Annotated in this window: 16 protein-coding genes; 7 read left to right on the top strand and 9 right to left on the bottom strand. The window is 41.5% G+C overall.

Annotation, left to right across the window (positions count from 1 at the left end; all coding sequences use genetic code 11):
- The first annotated feature begins 85 nt into the window (after positions 1-85).
- From ACFSVN_RS09190 to ACFSVN_RS09200, 3 genes are all read left to right on the top strand, one after another.
- On the top strand, positions 86-3,118 hold the full coding sequence (locus ACFSVN_RS09190) for a SusC/RagA family TonB-linked outer membrane protein (RefSeq protein WP_390301371.1): 3,033 nt from the start codon (positions 86-88) through the stop codon (positions 3,116-3,118).
- Between the two features lie 18 nt (positions 3,119-3,136).
- Positions 3,137-4,540, top strand: coding sequence for a RagB/SusD family nutrient uptake outer membrane protein (locus ACFSVN_RS09195; protein WP_390301374.1), 1,404 nt, complete (start codon positions 3,137-3,139; stop codon positions 4,538-4,540).
- 180 nt (positions 4,541-4,720) lie between these two features.
- On the top strand, positions 4,721-7,933 hold the full coding sequence (locus tag ACFSVN_RS09200; RefSeq protein ID WP_390301377.1) for a WD40/YVTN/BNR-like repeat-containing protein: 3,213 nt from the start codon (positions 4,721-4,723) through the stop codon (positions 7,931-7,933).
- A 78-nt stretch (positions 7,934-8,011) separates the two neighbouring features.
- Here ACFSVN_RS09200 and ACFSVN_RS09205 read toward each other — a convergent pair whose 3' ends face one another.
- The 7 genes from ACFSVN_RS09205 to ACFSVN_RS09235 all read right to left on the bottom strand — a co-directional run bounded on the left by ACFSVN_RS09205 (position 8,012) and on the right by ACFSVN_RS09235 (position 15,088).
- On the bottom strand, positions 8,012-8,392 hold the full coding sequence (locus ACFSVN_RS09205) for an ankyrin repeat domain-containing protein (protein ID WP_390301380.1): 381 nt from the start codon (positions 8,390-8,392) through the stop codon (positions 8,012-8,014).
- Between the two features lie 270 nt (positions 8,393-8,662).
- The gene (locus tag ACFSVN_RS09210) at positions 8,663-9,724 is read right to left on the bottom strand and encodes a PA0069 family radical SAM protein (RefSeq protein WP_390301383.1); all 1,062 of its coding nucleotides are present in this window, start codon (positions 9,722-9,724) and stop codon (positions 8,663-8,665) included.
- Between the two features lie 120 nt (positions 9,725-9,844).
- Entirely contained in the window at positions 9,845-11,497 is a 1,653-nt protein-coding gene (locus tag ACFSVN_RS09215) for an amidohydrolase (RefSeq protein ID WP_390301386.1), read from the bottom strand.
- 127 nt (positions 11,498-11,624) lie between these two features.
- Positions 11,625-12,062, bottom strand: a complete 438-nt coding sequence (locus tag ACFSVN_RS09220; RefSeq protein ID WP_390301389.1) for an NUDIX domain-containing protein — start codon at positions 12,060-12,062, stop codon at positions 11,625-11,627.
- On the bottom strand, positions 12,059-13,717 hold the full coding sequence (locus tag ACFSVN_RS09225; protein ID WP_390301392.1) for a CTP synthase: 1,659 nt from the start codon (positions 13,715-13,717) through the stop codon (positions 12,059-12,061). The genes ACFSVN_RS09220 and ACFSVN_RS09225 overlap by 4 nt, the downstream gene beginning before the upstream one ends.
- Before the next feature lie 72 nt (positions 13,718-13,789).
- A complete protein-coding gene (locus tag ACFSVN_RS09230; RefSeq protein WP_390301395.1) occupies positions 13,790-14,692 on the bottom strand; it encodes a glycerophosphodiester phosphodiesterase in 903 nt (300 codons plus the stop codon).
- Positions 14,693-14,737: 45 nt separating this feature from the next.
- Positions 14,738-15,088 (bottom strand): hypothetical protein, encoded by a 351-nt coding sequence (locus ACFSVN_RS09235; protein WP_390301398.1) that lies wholly within the window; start codon positions 15,086-15,088, stop codon positions 14,738-14,740.
- Positions 15,089-15,167: 79 nt separating this feature from the next.
- Between ACFSVN_RS09235 and rlmB the strand changes: the two genes are divergently transcribed.
- A complete protein-coding gene (gene rlmB / locus ACFSVN_RS09240; protein WP_390301401.1) occupies positions 15,168-15,914 on the top strand; it encodes a 23S rRNA (guanosine(2251)-2'-O)-methyltransferase RlmB in 747 nt (248 codons plus the stop codon).
- Positions 15,915-15,921: 7 nt separating this feature from the next.
- Here rlmB and ACFSVN_RS09245 read toward each other — a convergent pair whose 3' ends face one another.
- Both ACFSVN_RS09245 and ndk read right to left on the bottom strand, forming a co-directional pair.
- Complete coding sequence (locus ACFSVN_RS09245) at positions 15,922-17,145, bottom strand: exo-beta-N-acetylmuramidase NamZ family protein (protein ID WP_390301404.1); 1,224 nt, start codon at positions 17,143-17,145, stop codon at positions 15,922-15,924.
- Between the two features lie 84 nt (positions 17,146-17,229).
- The gene (gene ndk, locus ACFSVN_RS09250) at positions 17,230-17,661 is read right to left on the bottom strand and encodes a nucleoside-diphosphate kinase (RefSeq protein WP_390301408.1); all 432 of its coding nucleotides are present in this window, start codon (positions 17,659-17,661) and stop codon (positions 17,230-17,232) included.
- A gap of 135 nt (positions 17,662-17,796) precedes the next feature.
- On the opposite strand from ndk, the gene ACFSVN_RS09255 reads away from it, so the two are divergent.
- From ACFSVN_RS09255 to ACFSVN_RS09265, 3 genes are all read left to right on the top strand, one after another.
- Positions 17,797-19,644 (top strand): adenylate/guanylate cyclase domain-containing protein, encoded by a 1,848-nt coding sequence (locus tag ACFSVN_RS09255; protein WP_390301412.1) that lies wholly within the window; start codon positions 17,797-17,799, stop codon positions 19,642-19,644.
- A gap of 363 nt (positions 19,645-20,007) precedes the next feature.
- Complete coding sequence (locus tag ACFSVN_RS09260) at positions 20,008-20,451, top strand: methylglyoxal synthase (RefSeq protein ID WP_390302336.1); 444 nt, start codon at positions 20,008-20,010, stop codon at positions 20,449-20,451.
- Positions 20,441-22,480 carry a thioredoxin domain-containing protein gene (locus ACFSVN_RS09265; protein WP_390301415.1) on the top strand — a complete coding sequence of 680 codons (2,040 nt, stop codon included), beginning with the start codon at positions 20,441-20,443 and terminating at the stop codon, positions 22,478-22,480. The genes ACFSVN_RS09260 and ACFSVN_RS09265 overlap by 11 nt, the downstream gene beginning before the upstream one ends.
- Positions 22,481-22,551 lie beyond the last annotated feature (71 nt).

Raw genomic sequence — 22,551 nt, forward strand, 5'->3', positions numbered from 1 at the left:
TCTAAAATCATCAAGATTTACAAATCAATAAATATTATTTCGACAATAGCTAAGCTACTATTCAACAAAACATAAGAAGGATAATATGATCAACAGATACAAACCTGATACAGGAATACCTGTATCCAATTCGAAAAATAAATTATTAAAAGCAGCGAGCAGGGCCTGGCAATTGTCATGCCTTTTTTTATTTTTGTTCGCTTTTACCAGCATTTCATATGCACAGGTAACAGTTAACGGAACGGTTACATCTTCTGAAGATGGACAACCTCTTCCGGGTGTTACTGTACTGGAAAAGGGCACATCAAATGGTACAAGTACCAATGTTGATGGAGAGTATGAGCTTACAGTATCAAATACTGAAGCTGTGCTTGTATTCAGCTCCATAAGTTTTCAAACTCAGGAAACTGTGGTTGGAGATCGAGAAACAATTGATATTCAACTATCAGAAGACCTCCAGCTACTAGAAGATGTTGTTGTAGTTGGATATGGTGAGCAAGACAGGAAAACCCTGACAAGTGCTGTTTCTTCAATTAGTGCTGAAGATATAGCAAATACTCCGTCTGCCAGCACAGATCAACTTATGCAAGGTCGTGCAGCCGGTGTTCAGGTTAGTGCCAACTCAGGTACTCCGGGTGGAGGAATATTCGTAAAAATACGTGGTACCTCTTCTATTTCAGGAGGCAGTGACCCGCTCTACGTTGTTGACGGTATTCCTATCCAAACAGGTAACTATGGACTGGGATTAGGTGGTGAGACAACAAGTGCGCTTGCTGATATTGCCCCTTCAGATATTGAATCCATAGAAATACTGAAAGATGCTTCAGCAACAGCTATTTATGGTGCTCGTGCTGCTAACGGTGTTGTTTTGATAACTACCAAACGCGGTAGTTTTTCTGCACCCCGGGTAAATGTTTCTATGTATAGAGGAGTAGAAGAACCAGTTAATAGACCTGATCTTGTTACAGGACCTCAATTTGAGATGCTTATGAACGAAGCCGCCAGTAACAACGGTGAGCCGGAACCTTATGCGAACCCCTCTGGTGCTATCAATACCAGTTGGGCAGATCAGGTATTTCGTACAGGTGTTGTTCAAAGTTATGATCTTACTGTAAGCGGAGGAAACGAGATAGTGAAATATGCTGTCTCAGGTTCTGCCTTTGATCAGGATGGTGTTGTAAAACCTGCTACATTTACCAGGAACAGTGCCAGATTGAATTTGGATATACTTGCCTCTGAAAAACTGACTTTTGGTACAAGTACTACTTATTCATTCTCTAATCGTAACAGAGCACGTAATAATGATAATATTTATGGAGTACTTGGCGGTGTGTATTTTATACCTACAAATCTCCCTGTTTATGACTCAAACGGTGACTATACTAAATTCAGTATTTTTGAAAACCCTGTTGCAGGTGCGAATGAAGTTGACTTCAACATGGATGTTAATCGTCTGATAGGTAATGTTTTTGCTGATTACGAATTCATGCCCGGCTTAACTTTCAGAACAAGCTGGAGTCTGGATTATAACCAGATCAAGGAAGACCGATATGACAATACTTTCCTTAATACTGGTTCTTCCGTAAATGGTAGTGCATTATCAACTGTTGCCATTGCTCGAACATGGACCGCTGAAAACACGCTAAGCTACCTGTTCAATGTTGGAGAGAATCATGACTTCAGTGCCCTTGCCGGTACCAGTGTAGAGGAAACAACCTTTGAAAGAACAACCGCTGAAGGTGAGCAATTTCCAAGTAATGATTTCAGAAGAGTTCAGGATGCGGCTGTTCAATCCGCTTCTTCAACTGGAACAAGCTCAGGAATAACCTCATTTTTCGGACGTTTGAAATATGAGTATGGCAGCAAGTATCTGGCTACTTTCACTGTTCGTCGTGACGGTTCTTCCCGTTTCGGTGAGAACAATCAGTGGGGTACATTCCCATCATTAGCTTTAGGTTGGGTAGTTTCTGAAGAGAACTTCTTCCAGATTGAAGACATCTCAGAACTTAAACTACGTGCCAGTTATGGTATCACAGGAAATCAAGGTGGTATCGGAAACTTCCAGGCTCGTGGATTATGGGGTGGCGAAAGTTATGGCGACAGTCCCGGAACAAGTCCTACTCAGCTTGCAAACCCTGATTTAAAATGGGAAACAACTCGTCAGCTCGATATCGGTATTGATATTGGACTCTTTGACGACCGTCTGAATTTTGTATATGACTACTATTACAAAAAAACAGAGGATCTTCTCTTAGCTGTTCCTGTTCCTCTTTCTACCGGATTTAGTGAATTAGTTCAAAACTTCGGTGAATTGGAAAACAAAGGGATGGAATTCGGAATTGCTGCAGATATCATCCAGAACACTGATATGAATTGGAATCTGATGTTCAATATTGCAGGTAACCGTAACAAGATCCTGAAACTTGCAGCTCCGTTTAATGTTTACAACCGTGACATCTATCGGTATGAAGAAGGAATACCAATGTATTCATTCTATTTCCATGAGCAAATTGGTGTAGATCCTGATACAGGTGATCCAATCTGGACCGATGTTGACGGTGACGGAACATTCAATCCTAATGTTGACAGAAAGATAGTTGGTGATGCGAATCCTGATTTCTTTGGAGGAATAACCAACAATATCAATTACAAAGCTTTCGATTTTTCCATTTTCTTCCAATATAGCTATGGAAATGATCAGCTTAATTGGAACCGATTTTTCCAGGAGCATGGCGGAACACGTAATACAGGATACCTAAGTACACAGCTAGATCGCTGGCAACAACCGGGCGACCAGACTATGGTTCCTCGTATGACAAGTGCCAACTATGCCGGTAACCTGCGCCCTTCTCGTTTTGTAGAAGATGGCTCATACATGAGACTTAAAAATGCCACCCTTGGATACACAATACCTATTGAATTCCTGAATAAATTAGGTGCAAGAATTTCTAGGGCTCGTATCTATGTGACTGGCCAAAACCTACTCACATTTACCAATTACTCAGGATTAGATCCTGAAGTAACGGCAACAGCCAGTACGGCTTTAACCCGTGGTATTGAATTTTACACCATGCCACAGGCCCGATCTATTATCGGTGGTATAGACATCTCATTTTAATTGAAAATATTACGGACCATGAAAAATATAAAAACATATATACTTATTACGTTGCTGGCAGCGGTAGGTTGTGATGTACTGGATCAACAACCGCAAACGGCAATATCAGAAGAAATTGCTATCAGGGATCTCAAGAGTGCTGAAGCAGCACTTAACGGACTCTATAGCCAATTACAATCAGGAAACTACTATGGCGACAATCTGCAGATAATTTCAGATGTAACGTCTGATGTGTCTCAAAGTGTTGGTACGTGGGATTTCTATCGCGAGATGGATACCTACGTAACCTCTGCCGGTAACCTTGAGAGCAGAAATCTTTGGTCTCAAGCTTATTCAACTGTTAATCACGCCAATAATCTTATTGCTGACGTACCTGCTATTGATGATATCCCTCAGGCTGTGCAGGATCGTATTTTGGGTGAAGCTTATTTTATAAGAGCGCTTGCCTTTTTCGATCTTAATAGAACCTTTGGTGGCGTTGATGGTGTTTATGGTGAGCTCGGTGTTCCGATCGTCACAACTCCGTCACGCGAGATCAACGAAAACAGCTTTCCAAGCAGAGCCTCTATTGCTGATTCGTATCAGCAGGTTCAGGATGATCTAAATATGGCTGAAAGCTTACTATCCGGTTTCAGTTCACCTAATAGGGCATCTGAACCAGCCGTTAAAGCTCTTCAGTCTAGATTGGGCCTTTATATCGAAGATTTCGAAATGGCCGAAACCTATGCTACGGAGGTAATAGAAAATTACGACTTTCAACTAGTTCCTGAATTCCAGAGTATATTCAGAGATGAAAATACAGCAGAAGCTATTTTTGAACTTACCTACACTACAACCGATGGTAACGGTATTCGTGGTTGGTATTTCCCTTCTAGTGAGGGTGGCCGTGGTGATATTGCCTTACACGATGAGATGGTAGCACTTGCGACATCTCGTGCAGATGACGAACGCGGTGATCTAATCGGATTTGATGCTAACGTTGGCGCTTACTATCCAACCAAATATGCCAAAGCTGGTGGTGATGATAACATTCAGATACTACGTTTAGCTGAAATGTATCTTAACCGAGCAGAAGCAAGGGTTCGTAAGAATTCTCCTGATCTGCCTGGAGCATTATCTGACCTGAATGAGATCCGCAATCGTGCCGGAATGGCTGATACTACAGGTACAGGTGTAGATGAAGCTACTGAGATACTCGAAGCTATTGAACTTGAAAGAGGACTCGAGTTCATCATGGAAGGCCACAGATGGTATAACCTTATAAGAACCGGAAGTGCCTTAAATGTTCTCACGAATATTGACCGGCTGAACGGAGACCCTGTGTCACTGACTAATGCAGGACGTCAGGTTTTCCCTATTCCATCCAGGGATATAGATTCTAATGTAAACCTTCAAGGGCAACAGAATGAGGCTTATCAATAGATAGGCGTTGATCCTTAAAAAAGATGATTACACCCCGACTAATAATCGGGGTGTTTTTTTCATCTATTCTTTAATGAATACCTCGTTGCTTCACATTTTTTTACGCGGAATCCGTTTAATTTTTGATACATTCAATTACGGTACTTTTCTAAAATTCAAATACAATAAAATTAATATTTTATGACACATCGATACCTTAAACTTACGAACTACCCTATGCTCGGTTTGTTCTTGGGTGTTTTGCTGGTTATTGGCTTTTCTATTCCAGCCAATGCGCAAACATTCGGACATGGCGAGGATATTAGCAACCCTGACTATGAACAAACATTATTTCAGGAATTAGAATACAGGAATATTGGCCCCTTCCGTGGCGGCCGTTCTGTAGCTGTTTCCGGCCATGCCGATCAGCCCCACACCTACTATACCGGATTCACAGGTGGAGGTGTTTATAAAACCACTGATGGTGGAATAAACTGGTACAACGTTTCGGACGGATTTTTCAAAACAGGATCTGTAGGAGCAATATCAGTTGCACCTTCAAACCCAAATGTAATTTATGCCGGAATGGGTGAGACTTGTATTCGAGGAAACATGTCGGCCGGAGATGGAATGTACCGTTCTGTAGATGGAGGAAAAACCTGGCAGCATATAGGATTGGGAGATTCTCACTTTATTGGAGAGATCGTTGTACACCCGGATAACGAAGACGTTCTTTGGGTAGCCGTATTAGGTCATGCTTTCGGGAATGAAGGAAATTCAGAACGCGGTGTTTTTAAAACCACTGACGGTGGTGAAAATTGGGAACGTGTACTTTATCACAATGAAAAGACAGGTGCTGTAGATATTGAGATCGATCCTAACAACCCTCGTATTTTATATGCCTCTTTATGGGAAGCCTATCGTAATGCCTGGGAAATGTCTAGTGGTGGAGAAGGCAGTGGCCTTTATAAAAGTACAGACGGTGGCGAAAACTGGGAAAATATATCCCAGCGCCCGGGACTTCCTAAGGGAATGTCTGGTAAGATTGGTGTTGCAATTTCACCACTTAATTCAGATCGGGTCTGGGCTATTATTGAAAATAATAACGGAGGACTTTTCCGTTCTGACGATGGTGGTGTAACTTGGGATCGCACTACGGCAGATCGTAATCTTCGCCAACGCGCGTGGTATTACACTCATGTTGTAGCAGGAACTAACCACGAAGATGAAGTTTATGTATTGAATGTAGGTTTCCATAAATCTACGGATGGTGGAAGTACATTTGAACGAATTGGAACTCCTCACGGTGATCATCACGATCTCTGGATCTCTCCAAATGATGGAAATCGCATGATCGTTGCCGATGATGGCGGTGGGCAAGTGAGTTACAACGGTGGTAAGAGTTGGTCATCTTATTATACATCCGCAACTGCTCAATTTTATCAGGTGATCACTGATAATCAATTCCCATACAGAATATATGGTGCACAGCAGGATAACAGTACTGTAGGTATTTTAAGCAGAACGGCAGGTGGAGGAATTACCGAACGAGACTGGGCCCCTGTTGCCGGTGGTGAAAGTGGATACATTGCACCTGATCCGGATAACCCAAATGTTACTTACGGAGGTAGCTATGGTGGTTATTTTAACAAATTTAATGACTTCACCAACCAAAGTGATCGTATAGATGTGTGGCCGGACAATCCGATGGGAGCAGGTGCTGAAGACCTGAAATATAGATTCCAGTGGACTTTCCCGATCTATATCTCACCACATAATTCTGATATTCTGTATTCCACTTCTCAGTACGTTCACAGATCAGATGATGAAGGGATGAGCTGGGAAACTATCAGTGATGATCTCACCCGTAATGATAAGTCGAAACAAGGTGAATCAGGCGGGCCACTTACCAAAGATGATACAAGTGTTGAGTATTATAATACCATCTTCACTTTTGCAGAATCAACGGTTCAACCCGGAGTATTATGGACAGGAGCTGATGATGGTCTCATTCATATAAGTCGCGACAATGGCGAAACGTGGACTGAAGTTACACCTGACGGAATGCCTGAAGCAATGGCAAGTATCATTGATCCATCTCCACATGATCCGGGAACAGCGTATCTGGCTGCCAACAGGTATAAATTTAATGACTTCACTCCTATGCTGTACAAGACCACAAATTATGGACGCAGCTGGACTAAGATCACAAATGGAATTCCTGAAGGAGATTTCACAAGAGTGATACGTGAAGACCCTAATAAAAAAGGGTTGCTTTATGCCGGTACCGAAACCGGAGTTTATGTTTCATTTAATGACGGTGAAAAATGGCAGCCGCTTCAATTGAATTTACCGGCTGTACCAATTACAGACCTTACCGTTCATAAAAGAGATAAAGATCTTGTAATAGCAACCCAGGGACGTTCTTTCTGGATCCTGGACGATCTTTCTGTACTTCATCAGTTAAGTGATGAAGTTAAAAATTCAGACAATTATCTGTTCAAACCTGAAACAACTTACCTATTCGGACGACACAGTGAACCTGCACCCGGAGAAACAGTTGGAGAGAACCCAAAAGATGGTGTTGTGGTCTATTATAACCTCAACAATGTTCCGGATGCCGAAGTAAAACTTCAGTTTCTCGAATCTGACGGAACCGTTATCAGAACTTTTTCCAGTAAAGAAACCCTGGAAGGACGTCAGGTAAAAGAATCCGAAGAATTCTATGAAGAGCCTAATAATGTCCCTTCAGATGTTGTTTCAACTAAACAAGGAAACAATACTTTTGAATGGAATATGCGTTATCCAGGGGCTGCCAATCTGAATGGTCGTCAGATCTTATGGTCCGGAAATACCACCGGCCCAAGAGCTATACCCGGAACCTACCAGGTTCAGCTACTTGTAGATGACGAAGTTGTTGGCTCTCAAAATTTTGAGTTGGTCAAAGATCCACGGATTGAAACTACACAAGAAGATTTCCAGGCTCAGTTCGATCTTCACCAAACCATCATTGCCAAACTTGATACTACTCACAAAGCGATCAATCGAATCAGAGAAGTACGAACACAGATCAATGATGTGAAATCTGATTACTCCGGAAACACGGAGATACAGGAACGAGCAGACGCAATGCTGAAAGTTCTTGAAGAAGTGGAAGGTGAGCTAATGCAAACCAAAGCAGAGTCTTATCAGGATGTGTTAAACTTCCCTATCAAGCTGAATAACAAATTAGCTTCTCTTGCCAGTACAGTTGCTACCGGAGACGGTCGCCCAACACAACAGCAATATGAAGTTTATGTTGATCTTGAGAACAGAATAGACGCACAATTCGAACGTCTTGAACCTATTTTTAATGGAGAACTTCCAGATCTCATACAGGAGATCGAACAAAGATCCATCCCTATAGAGAACTAAGTTTTTCTCTATTCTTTAAACAGAAAAAGCAGTGATAGGTATCTATCACTGCTTTTTTTTATCTTAGATTTATGGTATCTAATGTGCCCCTGCTGAATTTAACAATTCAACTACATTATCATGGTGATGGGTGATAGCCTGATCTTTAGCCGACCAACCCCTGTTATCGTGTACATCCACATCACTGCTATGCTCTATTAAAAATTGAACAATATCATAATACCCGTTCGTAGATGCCCAGTACAATGCCGAGGTTCCTCTATTATCTCGGTGATCTACTTCAGCACCGTGCTCTATCAAAAGCTCCACTATTTCTTTGTGACCGTGCTTTGCTGCTTTTAGCAATGCTGTTCGGTCATGTGTGTCCTTTGTATTAACATCTATCCCATCATTGAGTAACCCTAAGATGGTTTCCATATCGCCGGTTTCTGCGGCTTCAAGAAATGTTTCTTCGTTCATAATGTATCCTCCTGCTGAGAATTTTAAGATTGGCACTTGTATTTTAATTTTCACCTTCTCAAATGTCAAATTAGAAATACAGTTCTATTTTGAAGATTGGATGAATTCAGAAACAGAGGGGAATTAAAAAACCCGATATCTAATTTTAAAGAGGTTATGTTTAGAAAGCTACTTCTGTTTGATTCTCGTTCTCTAGATACCGGGTAAAAGCTACTGTATATAAGACGAATGAATCTATAAATAGTTTCTCTTCAGATGTAAAAACTTTATTTACTCAAATAATTTAAGTTGAGAACCTGTACTTCGAATAAAATGGTCTGTTGTCATATTGCGGGAGTTTTCGTTTAGACCCAGCCTTCTGGTATGAACTTTAAATAGATCTGATATCTGTTTTGCAAAATTTCCTTCCCCCTTCATCCTTGTTCCCCACTCCGAATTATTCAATTTGCCGTCTCTGATATCCAGGATCTTTCGAAGTACTTTCTTTTTCCGTTCGGGATAATGTTGCTCCAGCCAGTCCAGGAATAGATCTTTGACTTTATAAGGAAGCCGAATAATGGTATATCCGGCATACATAGCCCCTGCTGCTGCAGCTTCTTCTAAAATATTTACGCATTCATGGTCAGTAAGTCCCGGAATGATAGGTGCAACGTTCACCCCTACCGGTATTCCCGCATCCGCTAATTTTCGAATAGCTTCAATTCTTCGGTTTGGTCGTGACGTTCTAGGCTCCATAACTGCTGTCAAATCTTTGTCCAGTGTAGTTACTGAGATTGTTACACCCACACAGTGATAGTCATTTAGCTCACAAAGCAGATCAATATCGCGAGTGATAAGATGATTCTTTGTGATAAGCCCAACAGGATTCCTGAATTCTGCCAACACTTCCAGGCAACCGCGGGTAATCTTAAGTTTCCGTTCAATAGGTTGATAGATGTCGGTAACGCCACTCATTGCTATAACTTGTGGCTTCCATTTCTTGTTACTCAGTTCTTTCCTTAATAACTCCGGAGCATCATATTTCACTACGATCTTTGATTCGAAATCGAGCCCTGAAGAGTATCCCAGATATTCGTGATAAGGCCGAGCGTAACAATAAATACACCCATGCTCGCATCCGCGATAGGGATTGATGCTGGCATTAAAACCAATATCTTCGCTTTTATTATATGTTATCACTGATTTGGTGGAATCTTTGATAAGCTGGGTTTTCGGAGAAGGTTTTTCTCCTGTTTCTTCATCCAGATCGTAATCAATGTAGTTCCCCTCAAAACGATTTACAGGGTTATCTGATGCCCCTCTTCCTCTCAACGGATTTTGATTTTTTGTCATGTTGTTTTCTTATTTACATATATTGTACATATAATGTAAGAATTCACTAAGCCAAAGAAAACAAAAAAAGCCCCGTTCATTTCTGACGGGGCTTTCATGGTAAAAGGTATTTCTAAATTTTTATTCGCTATATACTTTCTCTCCTGCCACCCAGGTTTCAAGTACATTGGTTTGCCATATTTCTATTGCAGGAACTTCAAAAAAGTCTCTGTCTATGACAACAAAATCAGCCCATTTACCGGCTTCTAGTGTCCCGAGAATATCCTCCTGATGCGCAGCATAAGCAGCGTCAATAGTAAAAGACCGAAGTGTTTCTTCCCGGCTTAGTGCTTCTTCAGGATACCATCCTCCCGGTGGGTTCCCTTCATGATCCTGACGTGTGACCGAGGAATACAATCCATAAAAGGGATTGGAATGCTCTACCGGGAAATCAGAACCATTAGCGATGATGGTTCCCTGATCTAAAAACTTCTGCCAGGCATAGCCGCCTTTTATTCTATCCGGGCCAACTCGGTCTTCTGCCATATTCTTATCACTTGTGGCATGAGTGGCTTGCATAGAAGCAATCAGATCTAATTCTACGAACCTGGGAATATCCTGAAGAGATACGATCTGGGCATGTTCAACTCTGTGGCGCAGGCCCTGGTCACCATATTCTTCTTTGGCATTTTCAAATGCGTTGAGCACTACATCATTAGCCCTGTCTCCGATAGCGTGAATATTGGTTTGATATCCATTTCCTACCGACTTCATCACCATCTCATTAAGTTCTTCCTGATCATAAAACAGTAATCCACGATTCCCGGGATCATCGGAATACGGTTCTTTCATCGCTGCACCACGACTTCCTAAAGCACCGTCAGCAGAGATCTTGACACTTCGTAAAGCCAGGCGATCATTTGCATAAGAATTGATCGGGCCATTTTCTGAAAGCTCATCAAATGCAGAACCTGTTCCTCTTATCATTGCGTAAATACGGGTAGTCATTTTACCTGCATCAGCAAAATCTTTGTATAAATTCCAGGTTTCTACCCCCATACCTGCATCATGAACGGAAGTAAGTCCCATTCGGGCCATTTGCTCAAGTGCCTTTTCAAGGGCCAGTTCCATCTCCACTTCAGTAGGCTCGGGTACTATTTGGTTGATATAATTCTCAGCTGCGTCTATAAAAACCCCCGTAGCATTTCCGGCTCGATCTCTTATCACTTTGCCTCCCTGAGGGTCAGGTGTCTCTCTACTGATTCCTGCAAGTTCCATGGCTTTAGTGTTAGCCCAGGCTGCGTGCCCGTCCACTCGGGTAAGCCATACGGGACGATCATCCACAACTTCATCTAAGTCAGCTGCTGTAGGAAATTCATTTTCTTCCCAGAGGGTTTGATTCCATCCACGCCCTTGGATCCATTCCAGTTCGGGGTTAGCTTCAGCGTATGCTTTAATAGTATCGAGCGTAGCCTCCAGAGTTTCAATACCCGACAAGTTAACGTTTAACTCCTGATATCCCAGCCCCATTACATGGCCGTGAGCATCAATAAGTCCCGGTAAAACAGTCTTACCTTCCAGATCTATTATTTCTCCTGAAGGATTTTCCGAAAGCTCACTTCCCCCAACATCAACGATCTTTCCATTTTCGATGATCATTGTTTCAAAAGAGATCACCTCATCTCCTGAGAAAGTATATCCGTTTGCATTTATGAATGTCTTTCTATTATTGGTATCAGTACATGCAGAAATGACAACTGCGAATACAAGAATAGTAGTAAGTAGCTTTTTCATGTTCTGTTATTAATTAGAGTTATTTTTGAATATAAGGAAACGACTACGTTTTGATAACTAATTAAGCAGATTAGTTTCAAACTTTATAATAATCAATTTTGCATCCGATAAGGCCCTAAAACAATTATCAGCAGAAAGATTCCCAGGATATTCTTCTGAGAAAATCAGGCTTTATATTCAGATCCTCTATTTCATCTTTTGAGAAAAAGCCTATATCTCTCAATATCTGATGTTGTTTCAACATTTCCGGATCTGCACCAAGTTGAATATCTCCGCTCATCCTTTCAACCAAATAATAAAATTCGATTGCATGAATGGGAGGCTCGATCAGCTCGTGAATTTGAACCTGTTTCTGAACATCGACCTTGAGCCCTGTCTCTTCTAGAAATTCACGGGTCAATGCCTCTTCTAAGGATTCCCCAAACTCAACACCACCTCCGGGAGGCATCCAGGTCCATTGATTGGTTATGGGCGACTTCAATTCGACAAGAAGTATCTTATCCTTTTCAAATAGAAGTCCACAAGAACGCACCCTCAGCTTGCCGGAGTATTGGCCTTCGGTCATGACTGTCCGGTTGCGGCTTTGGCTTTTTTCAGGCTTTTATAAGAATTCGTTGATTTTGCATTCTTAAGACTGGCTTTAACAAAGTCAACAAATAATGGATGTGGATTATTTACGGTACTCTTTAACTCAGGGTGAAACTGAACACCGACAAACCATGGATGATCTTCGATCTCAACGATCTCCACTAAGTCTCTCTCGGGATTCATCCCTGCCAAACTCATTCCATGCTCTGTAAGTTTGTATCTCAAATTGTTATTCACTTCATAGCGGTGGCGATGTCGCTCATCAATATTCTCTGTACCGTAGGCTTCAAACGATCTTGACCCCTTCTTCAGCTTACAATCATATTTACCAAGGCGCATGGTTCCCCCCATATTCTTAAGATCTTTCTGATCTTGCATAATATCTATAATGGGGTATTCAGAATTTTCATCAAACTCTGCACTATTGGCATCTTCCCACCCGCAAACATTTCGGGCATACTCAATAACAGAACATTGCATGCCAAGGCAAATTCCAAAGAATGGGATATTGTTCGTACGAGCAAAATTAACTGCAGACAATTTACCTTCAATGCCTCTTCCACCAAAACCGGGGGCAACTAAAACTCCGGATACATCTTTTAATACATCCGAAACATTGTCTTTGGTCAGGTTATCCGATTGGATCCATTTAATATTGACTTTACAATCGTTTACCGCGCCGGCATGTATAAAAGCTTCAACTATTGATTTATAGGAATCGTGATGTTCTACATACTTACCCACCAACGCAATGTTGATCTCCCCTGAAGGATTGCAAACAGCTTCAACAAAACCGATCCAGTTATCCAGCTTGGGTTTCGAAGTTTTGAGATTCAGCTTATCGATCACCCTTTTGTCAAGCCCCTCCTTCTGCATCAGAAGCGGAACTTCATAAATGCTTTTTGCATCTGCCGATTCTATCACGTCCTCAATTTCAACATTACAGAACTGAGCTACTTTACGACGTATTGTCTCGTCCAGATGATGCTCTGTACGACAAACAAGAATGTCCGGCTGAAGACCGCTTTCAGAAAGTGTTTTTACGGAATGCTGTGTGGGTTTGGTCTTTAATTCACCGGCTGCGGCCAGATATGGAACCAGAGTTAAGTGAATAGAAAGAGTGTCCTTACGCCCTACATTATATCGTAATTGACGTACCGCTTCTATATATGGTAAACTTTCGATATCACCAACAGTACCTCCGATCTCAACTAATACTACATCATAATTTCCGGACTGACCAAGTTTGAGTACATGGGATTGAATTTCATCCGTGATGTGAGGAATTACCTGTACTGTTTTCCCAAGATACGCTCCCTGCCGCTCCTTCATGATCACATCATAATAGACCCGACCGGTTGTAACGTTATTGCTTTGAGAGGTTTTGATATCCAGGAATCGCTCGTAGTGTCCCAGATCCAGATCAGTTTCGGCGCCATCATCGGTCACATATACTTCACCATGTTCATATGGATTCATGGTTCCCGGATCAACATTGATATATGGATCCAGTTTTTGGATGGTAACTTTAAGGCCTTGCGCAACGAGCAATCGCCCAAGAGATGCACATATTATACCTTTACCAAGTGATGACGTAACCCCTCCGGTTACAAAAATATATTTAGTGGACATGCGGGATGTGAGTGTAGTTGATGGATGTAAAATATAGGAGGTTCCCCCTCCGCATTCAATCCAAAACCGGAATTAACTTTCGTTACTTTTCCACAAGTTTTCCACAATCTTTTTTAATACATCAGGTTTATCAGAAAAAATGCCGCTTGCTCCCCGTTTTATCATTTTTCGCATGAGCCGTTCACTATTTACGGTATATACAAAAACCGGGAAACCTGCCTCTGATGCTTCCTTAGCCCATCTTTTAGAAAACTGCCTGTAACTGCAGTTAAAAGCATCTGCATTATACCCTTCCACTAATTCTGATGGTGTTCGGTTCCCTGATTGTTGCTTCTCGTACAACAAAGCTGCTGCAATGTCCACATTTATTTTCTTTAGATGAGCGATTGCCCGGTAATCAAAGCTGGAGAACAGTATATAATCCTCCATTTCGTACTTTTTAACCAATTCCCAGGCTTTTTGCTCTATACCTCTCCATGCTTCATCTGTCACTGCTTCCGTCTTGATCTCGATATTAACGGAGATCTTTCCTTTGGCAAATTCCAATACTTCTTCAAGGGTTGGTATTGGTTCCCCAGCGTGTTCAGCACTGAACCATGAGCCTGCATCCAGGGTTTTAAGTTCTTCGAGGGTGTGATCAGAAACTGACCCCTGACCTGTTGTGGTCCGGTCTAAAGTTTCATCATGGATCACAACAGGAATTCCATCTTTACTGAGAGTAACATCTAACTCGATCATTTCAGCACCCATCTCATAAGCAGCTCTAAAAGCACTCATTGTATTCTCGGGATGATAAGCACTTGCTCCGCGATGCCCTATGATCACAAAGCCATCACGGTTATCGGAATAGAGGGAGACAGGAAGGTCCATCATTTGTTCCTGAGCATGTATGGTGGGACTACAGATCCACATAAATACAACCAAAAATACATGAATATTCAATTTTCCAATGTTTAATAATTCTCTCAGATTCATGCCATTAAAATAGACAGTATGTATAAACTAACCGTTAACAAAGAATTAATTCTGAGAACTAATCACCCTCTTAATGGCTTTATGCAATAAGGAATCGAAAGCTCCGGAATTGGTTACGGTCCGGTACATAAAATATAGACCTATCATGGTGGTGATGCTTCCAAACACTGTCATAATGGTAGCTAGCCAAAGTGGGTTAATGCTATTAAGCAATGAAAGTGCCACCACAGAAGTACCTAAAAAGATCTGCATAGATGCAGCAATAAAGTGCAAACCGTCAATGGAATGCACCTGATCTATGAATGCAGAAATTCCTGAATCCTTATGACCTGATTTATTTACGTTTTTTAGGTCATTACTAACAGCAGAGTTTTTATATTTCTCTTCTTCAAACATGTCCTTTATTTTTAGCTAACCTGAGTACCAACCTTCTTTACCTTATTATAACTAAAGTAAAACTATTTTAAAATAAATTATGCCAAAACCAGATAACTTTTTGATCTACGGACGCAATCCAGTAGAAGAAATCCTTCAAGATCGACCTAACGAAGTTGATAAGGTATTTGTAAAAAATAGTATAAAGCCCAGTTCATACCAGAATATCAGTGAACTTTCACAAAAAAACGGAGTCCCTTTAGTAAAGGTTCCCGGGGCAAAAATTTATAGTCTGGTTGGTAAAGTAGCTGACCAGGGTTTTGTTGCACAGTTAAGTGCCGCGCAGTACACGAACTTCTTTGATTGGGTTGAGACTTTGATCCTTTCTAAAAATCCAGCTGTATTATTATTACATGGAATTGAAGACCCTCACAATTTTGGGGCCATCCTGCGCTCGGCTGCTGCAGCGGGAATAGAGGCTGTGATCATACCTATGCAAAATCAGGCCCCTGTAAATGCTACGGTTTTTAAAACTTCAGCAGGTACAGCTGGCAAAATCCCAATTATTCGTGTTCATGATATAAATCAAGGACTTAAAGACCTTAAAGCTACGGGATTCACTATCGTTGGATTAGATGGTGAGGCAAAACAAACATTATGGGAAGCAGACCTGGATCGTCCCATTGCATTTATGATAGGAAGTGAAGGCGAGGGTATTCATTCTGAAAATCTAAAACGCTGCGATACCGTCCTTAACATACCCATGTTAAATAATGTGGAATCACTTAATGCTTCTGTTAGTGCAGCTCTTGTAAGTTACGAATGGATGAGAAGGAAAAAACAATAGCTTTCTGTCAGTATAGTAAGTAGTCCGCTCTTTTTTTCTTAAAGGAAGCGACCTCATCTTCCCATGATGGAAGCCCTGCTTTGTTTTCAATAATAGTTTTCAGATCAATGCCGAATAAATTATTGGCAAATGGTTTTATCTCAAAATCATCGGTATGGTCTCGATTAAATTCCAGCAATGCCAGCCCGAGTTTAAGCGGATCCGTTTTTGAATACCCTTCAGGAAACGACAGGTGAAATCCATAACATAATTCACCTTCTAATTTTGGTGACAATGCCTTACCGGGTATTGACCTTGGTTCAAAAGTAACAGAATCTATCCTGACAGAATGCTTTTCCTGAATAGAGTCCAGCTCGGAGCCTGAAAAATTCAGATCAGGAGAACCTATCATCAAAAATGGGTTCTCGGTTCCTCTTCCTTCAGAAAGATTTGTTCCTTCAAAGATGACTGTCCCGGCGTAGGCAAAAGCGTGCTCAAAAGTTGGAAGATTGGGAGACGGGGCGATCCACTCCAGCCCGGTTTCAGGCCAAATCATATCACGTTGCCAGCCCGCTGTCTTAATGATCCGATAATTCGGAATCTGTTCTAATTCAAGCCACCCCTCTCCAACTGCCATCTGAGCCAATTCCCCCATTGTCATTCCATAAATGACGGGTGTGGGGTAAAACCCGACAAAGGATTTGTATTCTTCTTGTAAGATCCACCCCGCCACATACTCCCCTCCCAATGGATTTGGACGATCCAGGATCCAAAGTTCTTTATCATTTTCTGCCAGGGCTTCCATTACCAGTCCCATAGTAGCACTGTAAGTATAAAACCGAACACCCATATCCGGGAGGTCAAACAGAATTACATCTACATATTCAAGCATCTCGGCAGTTGGCTTTTTGGAAGAACCATACAAAGAAAAAACAGGTAAGCCTGTTTCCTGATCTATACCATCCTCTATGACTTCCCCTGCGCCGGATTGTCCTCTGAAACCATGTTCAGCTGCGAAAAGTGCCGTAACATTCACTCCTGAATTCATCAGTGTGTCAACCATATGAACTCCGTTAACACGCGAAGTTGGATTCATAAGTAACCCAACTCTTTTTCCCTCTAATCCCTGAAGGTGATCCTCAAGCAACACTTCTATTCCAAGTTTCACTTTCGGCTGTTCTTCGGCATACTGAAGGTTACACCCGGTAAATAGTATAAATACCGTGAGAATGAACAATAAATGGTTCCTCATTTTAGCCTGATTTGATTTCATAAAAAAACCCTGTACTAAATTAAAAGTACAGGGCTCTAATGTAGTATGATTGCGACAAATTAATTAAGCCTGATTTGCCACAACTTCAGATTCAGGAAAAAAGTAAGCTGCTTCAATCTTTCCGTTTTCTACAGAATCAGATCCATGGATAATGTTCTCACCAAGGCTATCCGCAAAATCGGCACGAATAGTCCCTTCATCAGCTTCGGCAGGATTGGTAGCACCAATAAAAGTTCTTAAGTCAGCAATTGCATTTTCTTTTTCGAGGATCATTGGTACACAGGCACCGCTGCTCATAAACTCACAAAGCTCATCATAAAAAGGTCGTTCTTTGTGAACTGCATAAAATCCGCCGGCGGTATCTTTTGTCAGGCGGGTCATTTTCATTGCCAGGATCTTAAAACCGGCTTCCTGAATTCGTTTTGTTACTTCACCGATCAGTCCTTTACGTACACAATCGGGTTTGAGAATAGTCAGTGTTCTTTCTTTTGCCATTATTATTGTCTGTTAAAATTTTGTAACATTTGGCGTTACAGTAACTCTATTTAGTGTTCAGTAAAGATACGGGTTCATTCATCAAGTTTCGAACCTTTTGTTTTTTACTTAGAGTTATTTGGTTAGATCAATAGTATGAAGGAAGGACAGCAACAATTATATAACTGGGAGTTTAATCTGGCGGCATCCCCTGCAAGGCTTTGGCCGTATCTCTCAGATACTAACAGGATTTTCAAGAAGCTTGGTGCTACACCTGTACAGTTGACTTCGCTCTCTCGTAATACCCCAAAAGGGTATTTGGAACTTGGCCATAACAAGTTGAAATCTTATGCAACCTGGTTGGAAGAGCCTTACTCATGGGAAACACCGTATCGGTACCGGGTAAGAAGAGAGTATAAGCTGGGCCTTCTTAAAGAATTGAGAATATCTTTTGAATGCATCCCCACTGATTTTGGTACCAAACTGATTACCAGGATCTGGCTTACCCCTTCCAATTTCACTTTCTCCTACTTTATTAAATTATATACCAAGTACATCTTAAAGCGACGCTTATCTGGATATCTGGACCTCGTTCAGGAAGCGGCTTCGCGAGGCCTAATGCCATACGAAGTTGCAGCTCCAAAAAAATTAATTAGAGGAGCAGACCGAAAACTTAAAAAGCTTACTGAAGACCTCATCGAGGTAAGTAAACGACGACGGATCGTAAACCGTCTGATCGAGTTGATCAGATGTGCTGAAGATGAAGATCTGGAACGTATTCACCCCTACTCGTTGGCTGAGTACTGGGGAGAAAAGAAATACTCGGTATTGAACGTCTTCCTCCATGCGGCAAAACTTGACATACTTGACTTCAGCTGGGATGTATGTTGCCCAAAATGCAAATCCCCGAAGAATAACTTTCGCAAGATGAAGGAAGCAAGGGTACACCTTTATTGTGAGGATTGTGAGTCGGATTATACCATGGACTTCAACCGAAATATGCAGCTTGTTTTCAGACCTCATCCCCTCATTCGTAAAATTCCTGATAAAAATTATTGTCTTGGCGGACCGGGCACTAAGCCTCACCGGGTTATACAACAATCACTTGGTATTGGAGATGAACGGTATCCGCAACTCAAGTTAGAAGTTGGAACCTATTTGTTCAGAACGCATAATCACGACGGACATTTGGTATTGCATGTTCGTGACGAAGGGACTGAAAACGTAAATATTTTTATAACAGACAAAGAGCTGGACGGTCAGGAGATAACGATCTCAAGCGAACCCAACCTCAGTATCAGTAATCACTCTTCAAGCAATATGGTTTGTTTTATAGACAAGCTGAATTGGAAAGAAGAGGCTATTTATGCCAGTGAGGTGAGCTCCTCGGTTGATTTCACGCAGCTTTTTTCCCGGGAAACATTAAAGGAAACAAGTAAGGTGAAAGCTTCTGAAGTTACCATGCTCTTCACCGACCTGATGAATTCCACTGAACTCTATGTTAAGGAAGGCGACGAATCAGCCATTGGTCGTGTTATGGGGCATTTTAAGATCATCCAGCAGATCGTGGCAGAAGAACGTGGAGGAATCGTAAAGACGATCGGCGATTCGGTGATGGCCGTTTTCTGGGAGCCGGTATCTGCTCTTAAAGCCGTACAACGAATTCAGCAGATATTTACAACCTCCTCTTCCGTTGGGGAAGCTTTCAAGATAAAAGCCGGTATTCATTATGGAGATTGTACTGCTGTTAACCTGAATGGACGGATCGATTATTTTGGAACTACCGTGAATATCGCTTCAAGACTTGTTGATTCTGCCTCAGAGAAAGAGATCATGGTTTCTGAAGCTGTATTCAATCATCCGGATGTACAATTGTATCTCGACAAAAACTCGGAAACGTTCTTTATCAAAGAAAACCTGAAAGAGCTGAAAGGATTTGATGATGAAGAGTTCAAGGTCAAGCAGATCCGACTTGAACGCCCTCCAATGCTATTGGTTATTTAGATCTAAAAGATTCAGCTATTCAATCATAGAATCATTAACAGCTTTTGCAACCATAACCGCATGAGAATCGCTTGTAAGATCTAAAGTTACTGTCTCTTCTTGTTTAGTTGTAAAAATAGTATTCCGCAAGCAATAGCTACATATTTCATAAATTGCCTATAGGTTGTTTCCAATACATAATATTATAAATATAGCTATTAAATTTAAAATGAGCTGATCAAAACCATTTTAATGGGAAAATCCCCCAGTTCGTTTTTATAATTGCCGGTCACTTCGCATCTTTAGCAGATCATTACTCACTCAAAAGATCACCCTATGTCCGCTAAGAAAATGCACCCATCCATTGCTGATTCCGTTCAGCCTATGAAACCCAAAAAGAACATCGCCCTTATCGCCCACGATCATCGTAAAATGGATCTATTGGATTGGGCGGAATACAACAGTGAGCATCTCTCAAACCATAACCTCTTTGGTACCGGAACTACCGGAAAACTGGTTTCAGAAAAAACAGGATTACCTGTTTTCAGATTTAAAAGTGGTCCACTGGGAGGGGATCTTCAGATCGGTACTGCGATCGTCCAGAATGAAATAGATGTGATGATCTTTTTCTGGGATCCATTACAAGCTCAGCCTCATGATGTAGATGTAAAAGCTCTTCAGCGAATAAGCATTGTCTATAATATTCCAATGGCCTGTAACCGGTCATCGGCTGATTTCCTTATTACTTCCCCGTTAATGGAATCCAAGTATGACCGCTTCATCGTAGATTACAGTAAACGATTCAACAAAGATTTTGATGCCAAATAAACTCGCTTCAGAAAAAAGTCCTTATTTACAGCAACACGCCGAAAATCCGGTGGATTGGTATCCATGGGGTGAAGAAGCCTTCAAAAAAGCTAAAGCAGAAAACAAACCGGTCTTTCTTTCTATTGGCTATGCAACCTGTCATTGGTGCCATGTAATGGCCCATGAAAGTTTTGAAGATCCCGACATTGCCAAGTTGATGAATGAAGCTTTCGTGAATGTGAAAGTAGATCGGGAAGAACGACCTGATATCGATAGTACCTATATGACGGTCTGCCAAATGTTGACCGGACAAGGTGGCTGGCCTCTTACCATCATTATGACTCCTGACAAGGAACCCTTTTTCGCCGGCACATATATCCCAAAAGAAGCTCGTTTTAATCGGATCGGACTCAGGCAATTGATTCCCGGAGTAGTGGGAATGTGGAAAAATGAACCCAAACGTGTTGAAAAAGCCACGACTAAAATTCGCGAAGGGTTTACGAAATCACAGGAGTTTGAAAGCGGAAAATTTCCCGGTATGGAAGCTGTAGATTTTGCAGCCGAGCAACTGGCCCAACGGTTCGATCCCAAACATGGTGGCTTTGGTGAAGCACCTAAATTCCCAAGCCCCCATAACCTGATGTTCCTACTCCGTCAATGGAAATTGAAAAAGGAAGATCGTTTTCTTGAGATGGTTACCGAAACACTTACTCAAATGCGATTGGGAGGTATCTGGGATCATATTGGTTTTGGGTTTCACCGTTATTCTACAGACAGTGAGTGGTTACTCCCACATTTTGAGAAAATGCTGTACGATCAAGCCTTGCTCATGATGGCATACACTGAATGCTGGCAGGCCACGCAAAAACCACTTTTTAAACAGACGGTCTATGAAATAGCCGATTACATTGAGAGAAACCTAAGCCACCCCGATGGTGGATTTTATTCTGCGGAGGATGCAGACAGCGAAGGTGAAGAAGGAAAATTTTATGTTTGGGAAAAGTCAGAGATCGGTTCGGTTCTTTCCAAAGATGATGCCTCATCATTCAATGAATTGTTTGGAGTTGTATCAGAGGGGAATTTTGAGGATGAAGCTTCTAAGAAAAGAACAGGTAAGAATATTCCTCACCTTTCAAATGAACTGGATACAGAGGAACTTGAGTGGTTCAGCAGTATCCGAAACACCCTTTTTCAGAAAAGAGAGAAACGTATTCACCCACTTCTTGATGATAAAGTTCTTACCGACTGGAATGGCCTCATGATCGCTGCCCTGGCAAAAGCAGGATTTGCCTTCAATGAACAAAGATTTATTGATATGGCTGGAAAAGCTGCTGAGTTTGTGGAACAACATCTTGTTATTGATGGCCAGCTCCTCCACCGTTTTAAAGATGATGAAGCCGGGATCATAGCAATGGCTGATGATCATGCTTTTCTTATCTGGGCCTATATCGAATTGTATGAGGCAACTTTCAAGCCACAGTACTTACAGAAAGCGATCGATTTTAATAAGGAGTTTATTGATCTTTTCTGGGATGAAAAGAATGGGGGGTTCTTTTTTAGCATTTCTGATGAAGACCAGGTTTACGGTCGCCAGCGCCAGATCTTTGACGGAGCCATTCCCTCTTCCAATTCAACAGCTATGTTGAATTTGATCCGTTTAAGCAGGCTTACAGGAAATACAGAACTTGAAAATTATGCAGATAAGATCGGCAAGGCTTTTTCAGCTGATCTGATCCGCTCAGGAGCCAGTATTTGCCACAGTATGCAAGCTATTCAGTTCCTGAATGCAAAAACCAGGGAGATCACTTTAGCTTCAAAAGACGAAAGTGAGATCAAAGAAGTACTAAACACGATTAAAAAGAGCTTCTCCCCTTTCTCCGTGCATCATATAAGAACTGATTCAACCAAAAGCTTATTAAATGAAGTTGCTCCATATACTTCAGCTCAAAACAAAACTGACGGCAAACCTACACTCTATGTATGTGAGCAATTTACGTGTGAGAGCCCAATAACGGCCCTCAACGAAATGAAGAAAGAGTTCGTTAAATGAATTTGAATTCCTTTTATTAACATTATTAATTTATCCAGTTAGTCAATCCGGTTTGGGACTTGCTGCGTATA

It is taken from the genome of Gracilimonas halophila, from assembly GCF_042684365.1.
Classification (GTDB): domain Bacteria; phylum Bacteroidota; class Rhodothermia; order Balneolales; family Balneolaceae; genus Gracilimonas; species Gracilimonas halophila.

Excerpts from the sequence above, each read along its gene's own strand:
- ACFSVN_RS09190 (WP_390301371.1), top strand. The coding sequence starts at position 86 with ATGATCAACAGATACAAACCTGATACAGGAATACCTGTATCCAATTCG.
- ACFSVN_RS09195 (WP_390301374.1), top strand. The coding sequence starts at position 3,137 with ATGAAAAATATAAAAACATATATACTTATTACGTTGCTGGCAGCGGTA.
- ACFSVN_RS09200 (WP_390301377.1), top strand. The coding sequence starts at position 4,721 with ATGACACATCGATACCTTAAACTTACGAACTACCCTATGCTCGGTTTG.
- ACFSVN_RS09205 (WP_390301380.1), bottom strand. The coding sequence starts at position 8,392 with ATGAACGAAGAAACATTTCTTGAAGCCGCAGAAACCGGCGATATGGAA.
- ACFSVN_RS09210 (WP_390301383.1), bottom strand. The coding sequence starts at position 9,724 with ATGACAAAAAATCAAAATCCGTTGAGAGGAAGAGGGGCATCAGATAAC.
- ACFSVN_RS09215 (WP_390301386.1), bottom strand. The coding sequence starts at position 11,497 with ATGAAAAAGCTACTTACTACTATTCTTGTATTCGCAGTTGTCATTTCT.
- ACFSVN_RS09220 (WP_390301389.1), bottom strand. The coding sequence starts at position 12,062 with ATGACCGAAGGCCAATACTCCGGCAAGCTGAGGGTGCGTTCTTGTGGA.
- ACFSVN_RS09225 (WP_390301392.1), bottom strand. The coding sequence starts at position 13,717 with ATGTCCACTAAATATATTTTTGTAACCGGAGGGGTTACGTCATCACTT.
- ACFSVN_RS09230 (WP_390301395.1), bottom strand. The coding sequence starts at position 14,692 with ATGAATCTGAGAGAATTATTAAACATTGGAAAATTGAATATTCATGTA.
- ACFSVN_RS09235 (WP_390301398.1), bottom strand. The coding sequence starts at position 15,088 with ATGTTTGAAGAAGAGAAATATAAAAACTCTGCTGTTAGTAATGACCTA.
- rlmB (WP_390301401.1), top strand. The coding sequence starts at position 15,168 with ATGCCAAAACCAGATAACTTTTTGATCTACGGACGCAATCCAGTAGAA.
- ACFSVN_RS09245 (WP_390301404.1), bottom strand. The coding sequence starts at position 17,145 with ATGAGGAACCATTTATTGTTCATTCTCACGGTATTTATACTATTTACC.
- ndk (WP_390301408.1), bottom strand. The coding sequence starts at position 17,661 with ATGGCAAAAGAAAGAACACTGACTATTCTCAAACCCGATTGTGTACGT.
- ACFSVN_RS09255 (WP_390301412.1), top strand. The coding sequence starts at position 17,797 with ATGAAGGAAGGACAGCAACAATTATATAACTGGGAGTTTAATCTGGCG.
- ACFSVN_RS09260 (WP_390302336.1), top strand. The coding sequence starts at position 20,008 with ATGAAACCCAAAAAGAACATCGCCCTTATCGCCCACGATCATCGTAAA.
- ACFSVN_RS09265 (WP_390301415.1), top strand. The coding sequence starts at position 20,441 with ATGCCAAATAAACTCGCTTCAGAAAAAAGTCCTTATTTACAGCAACAC.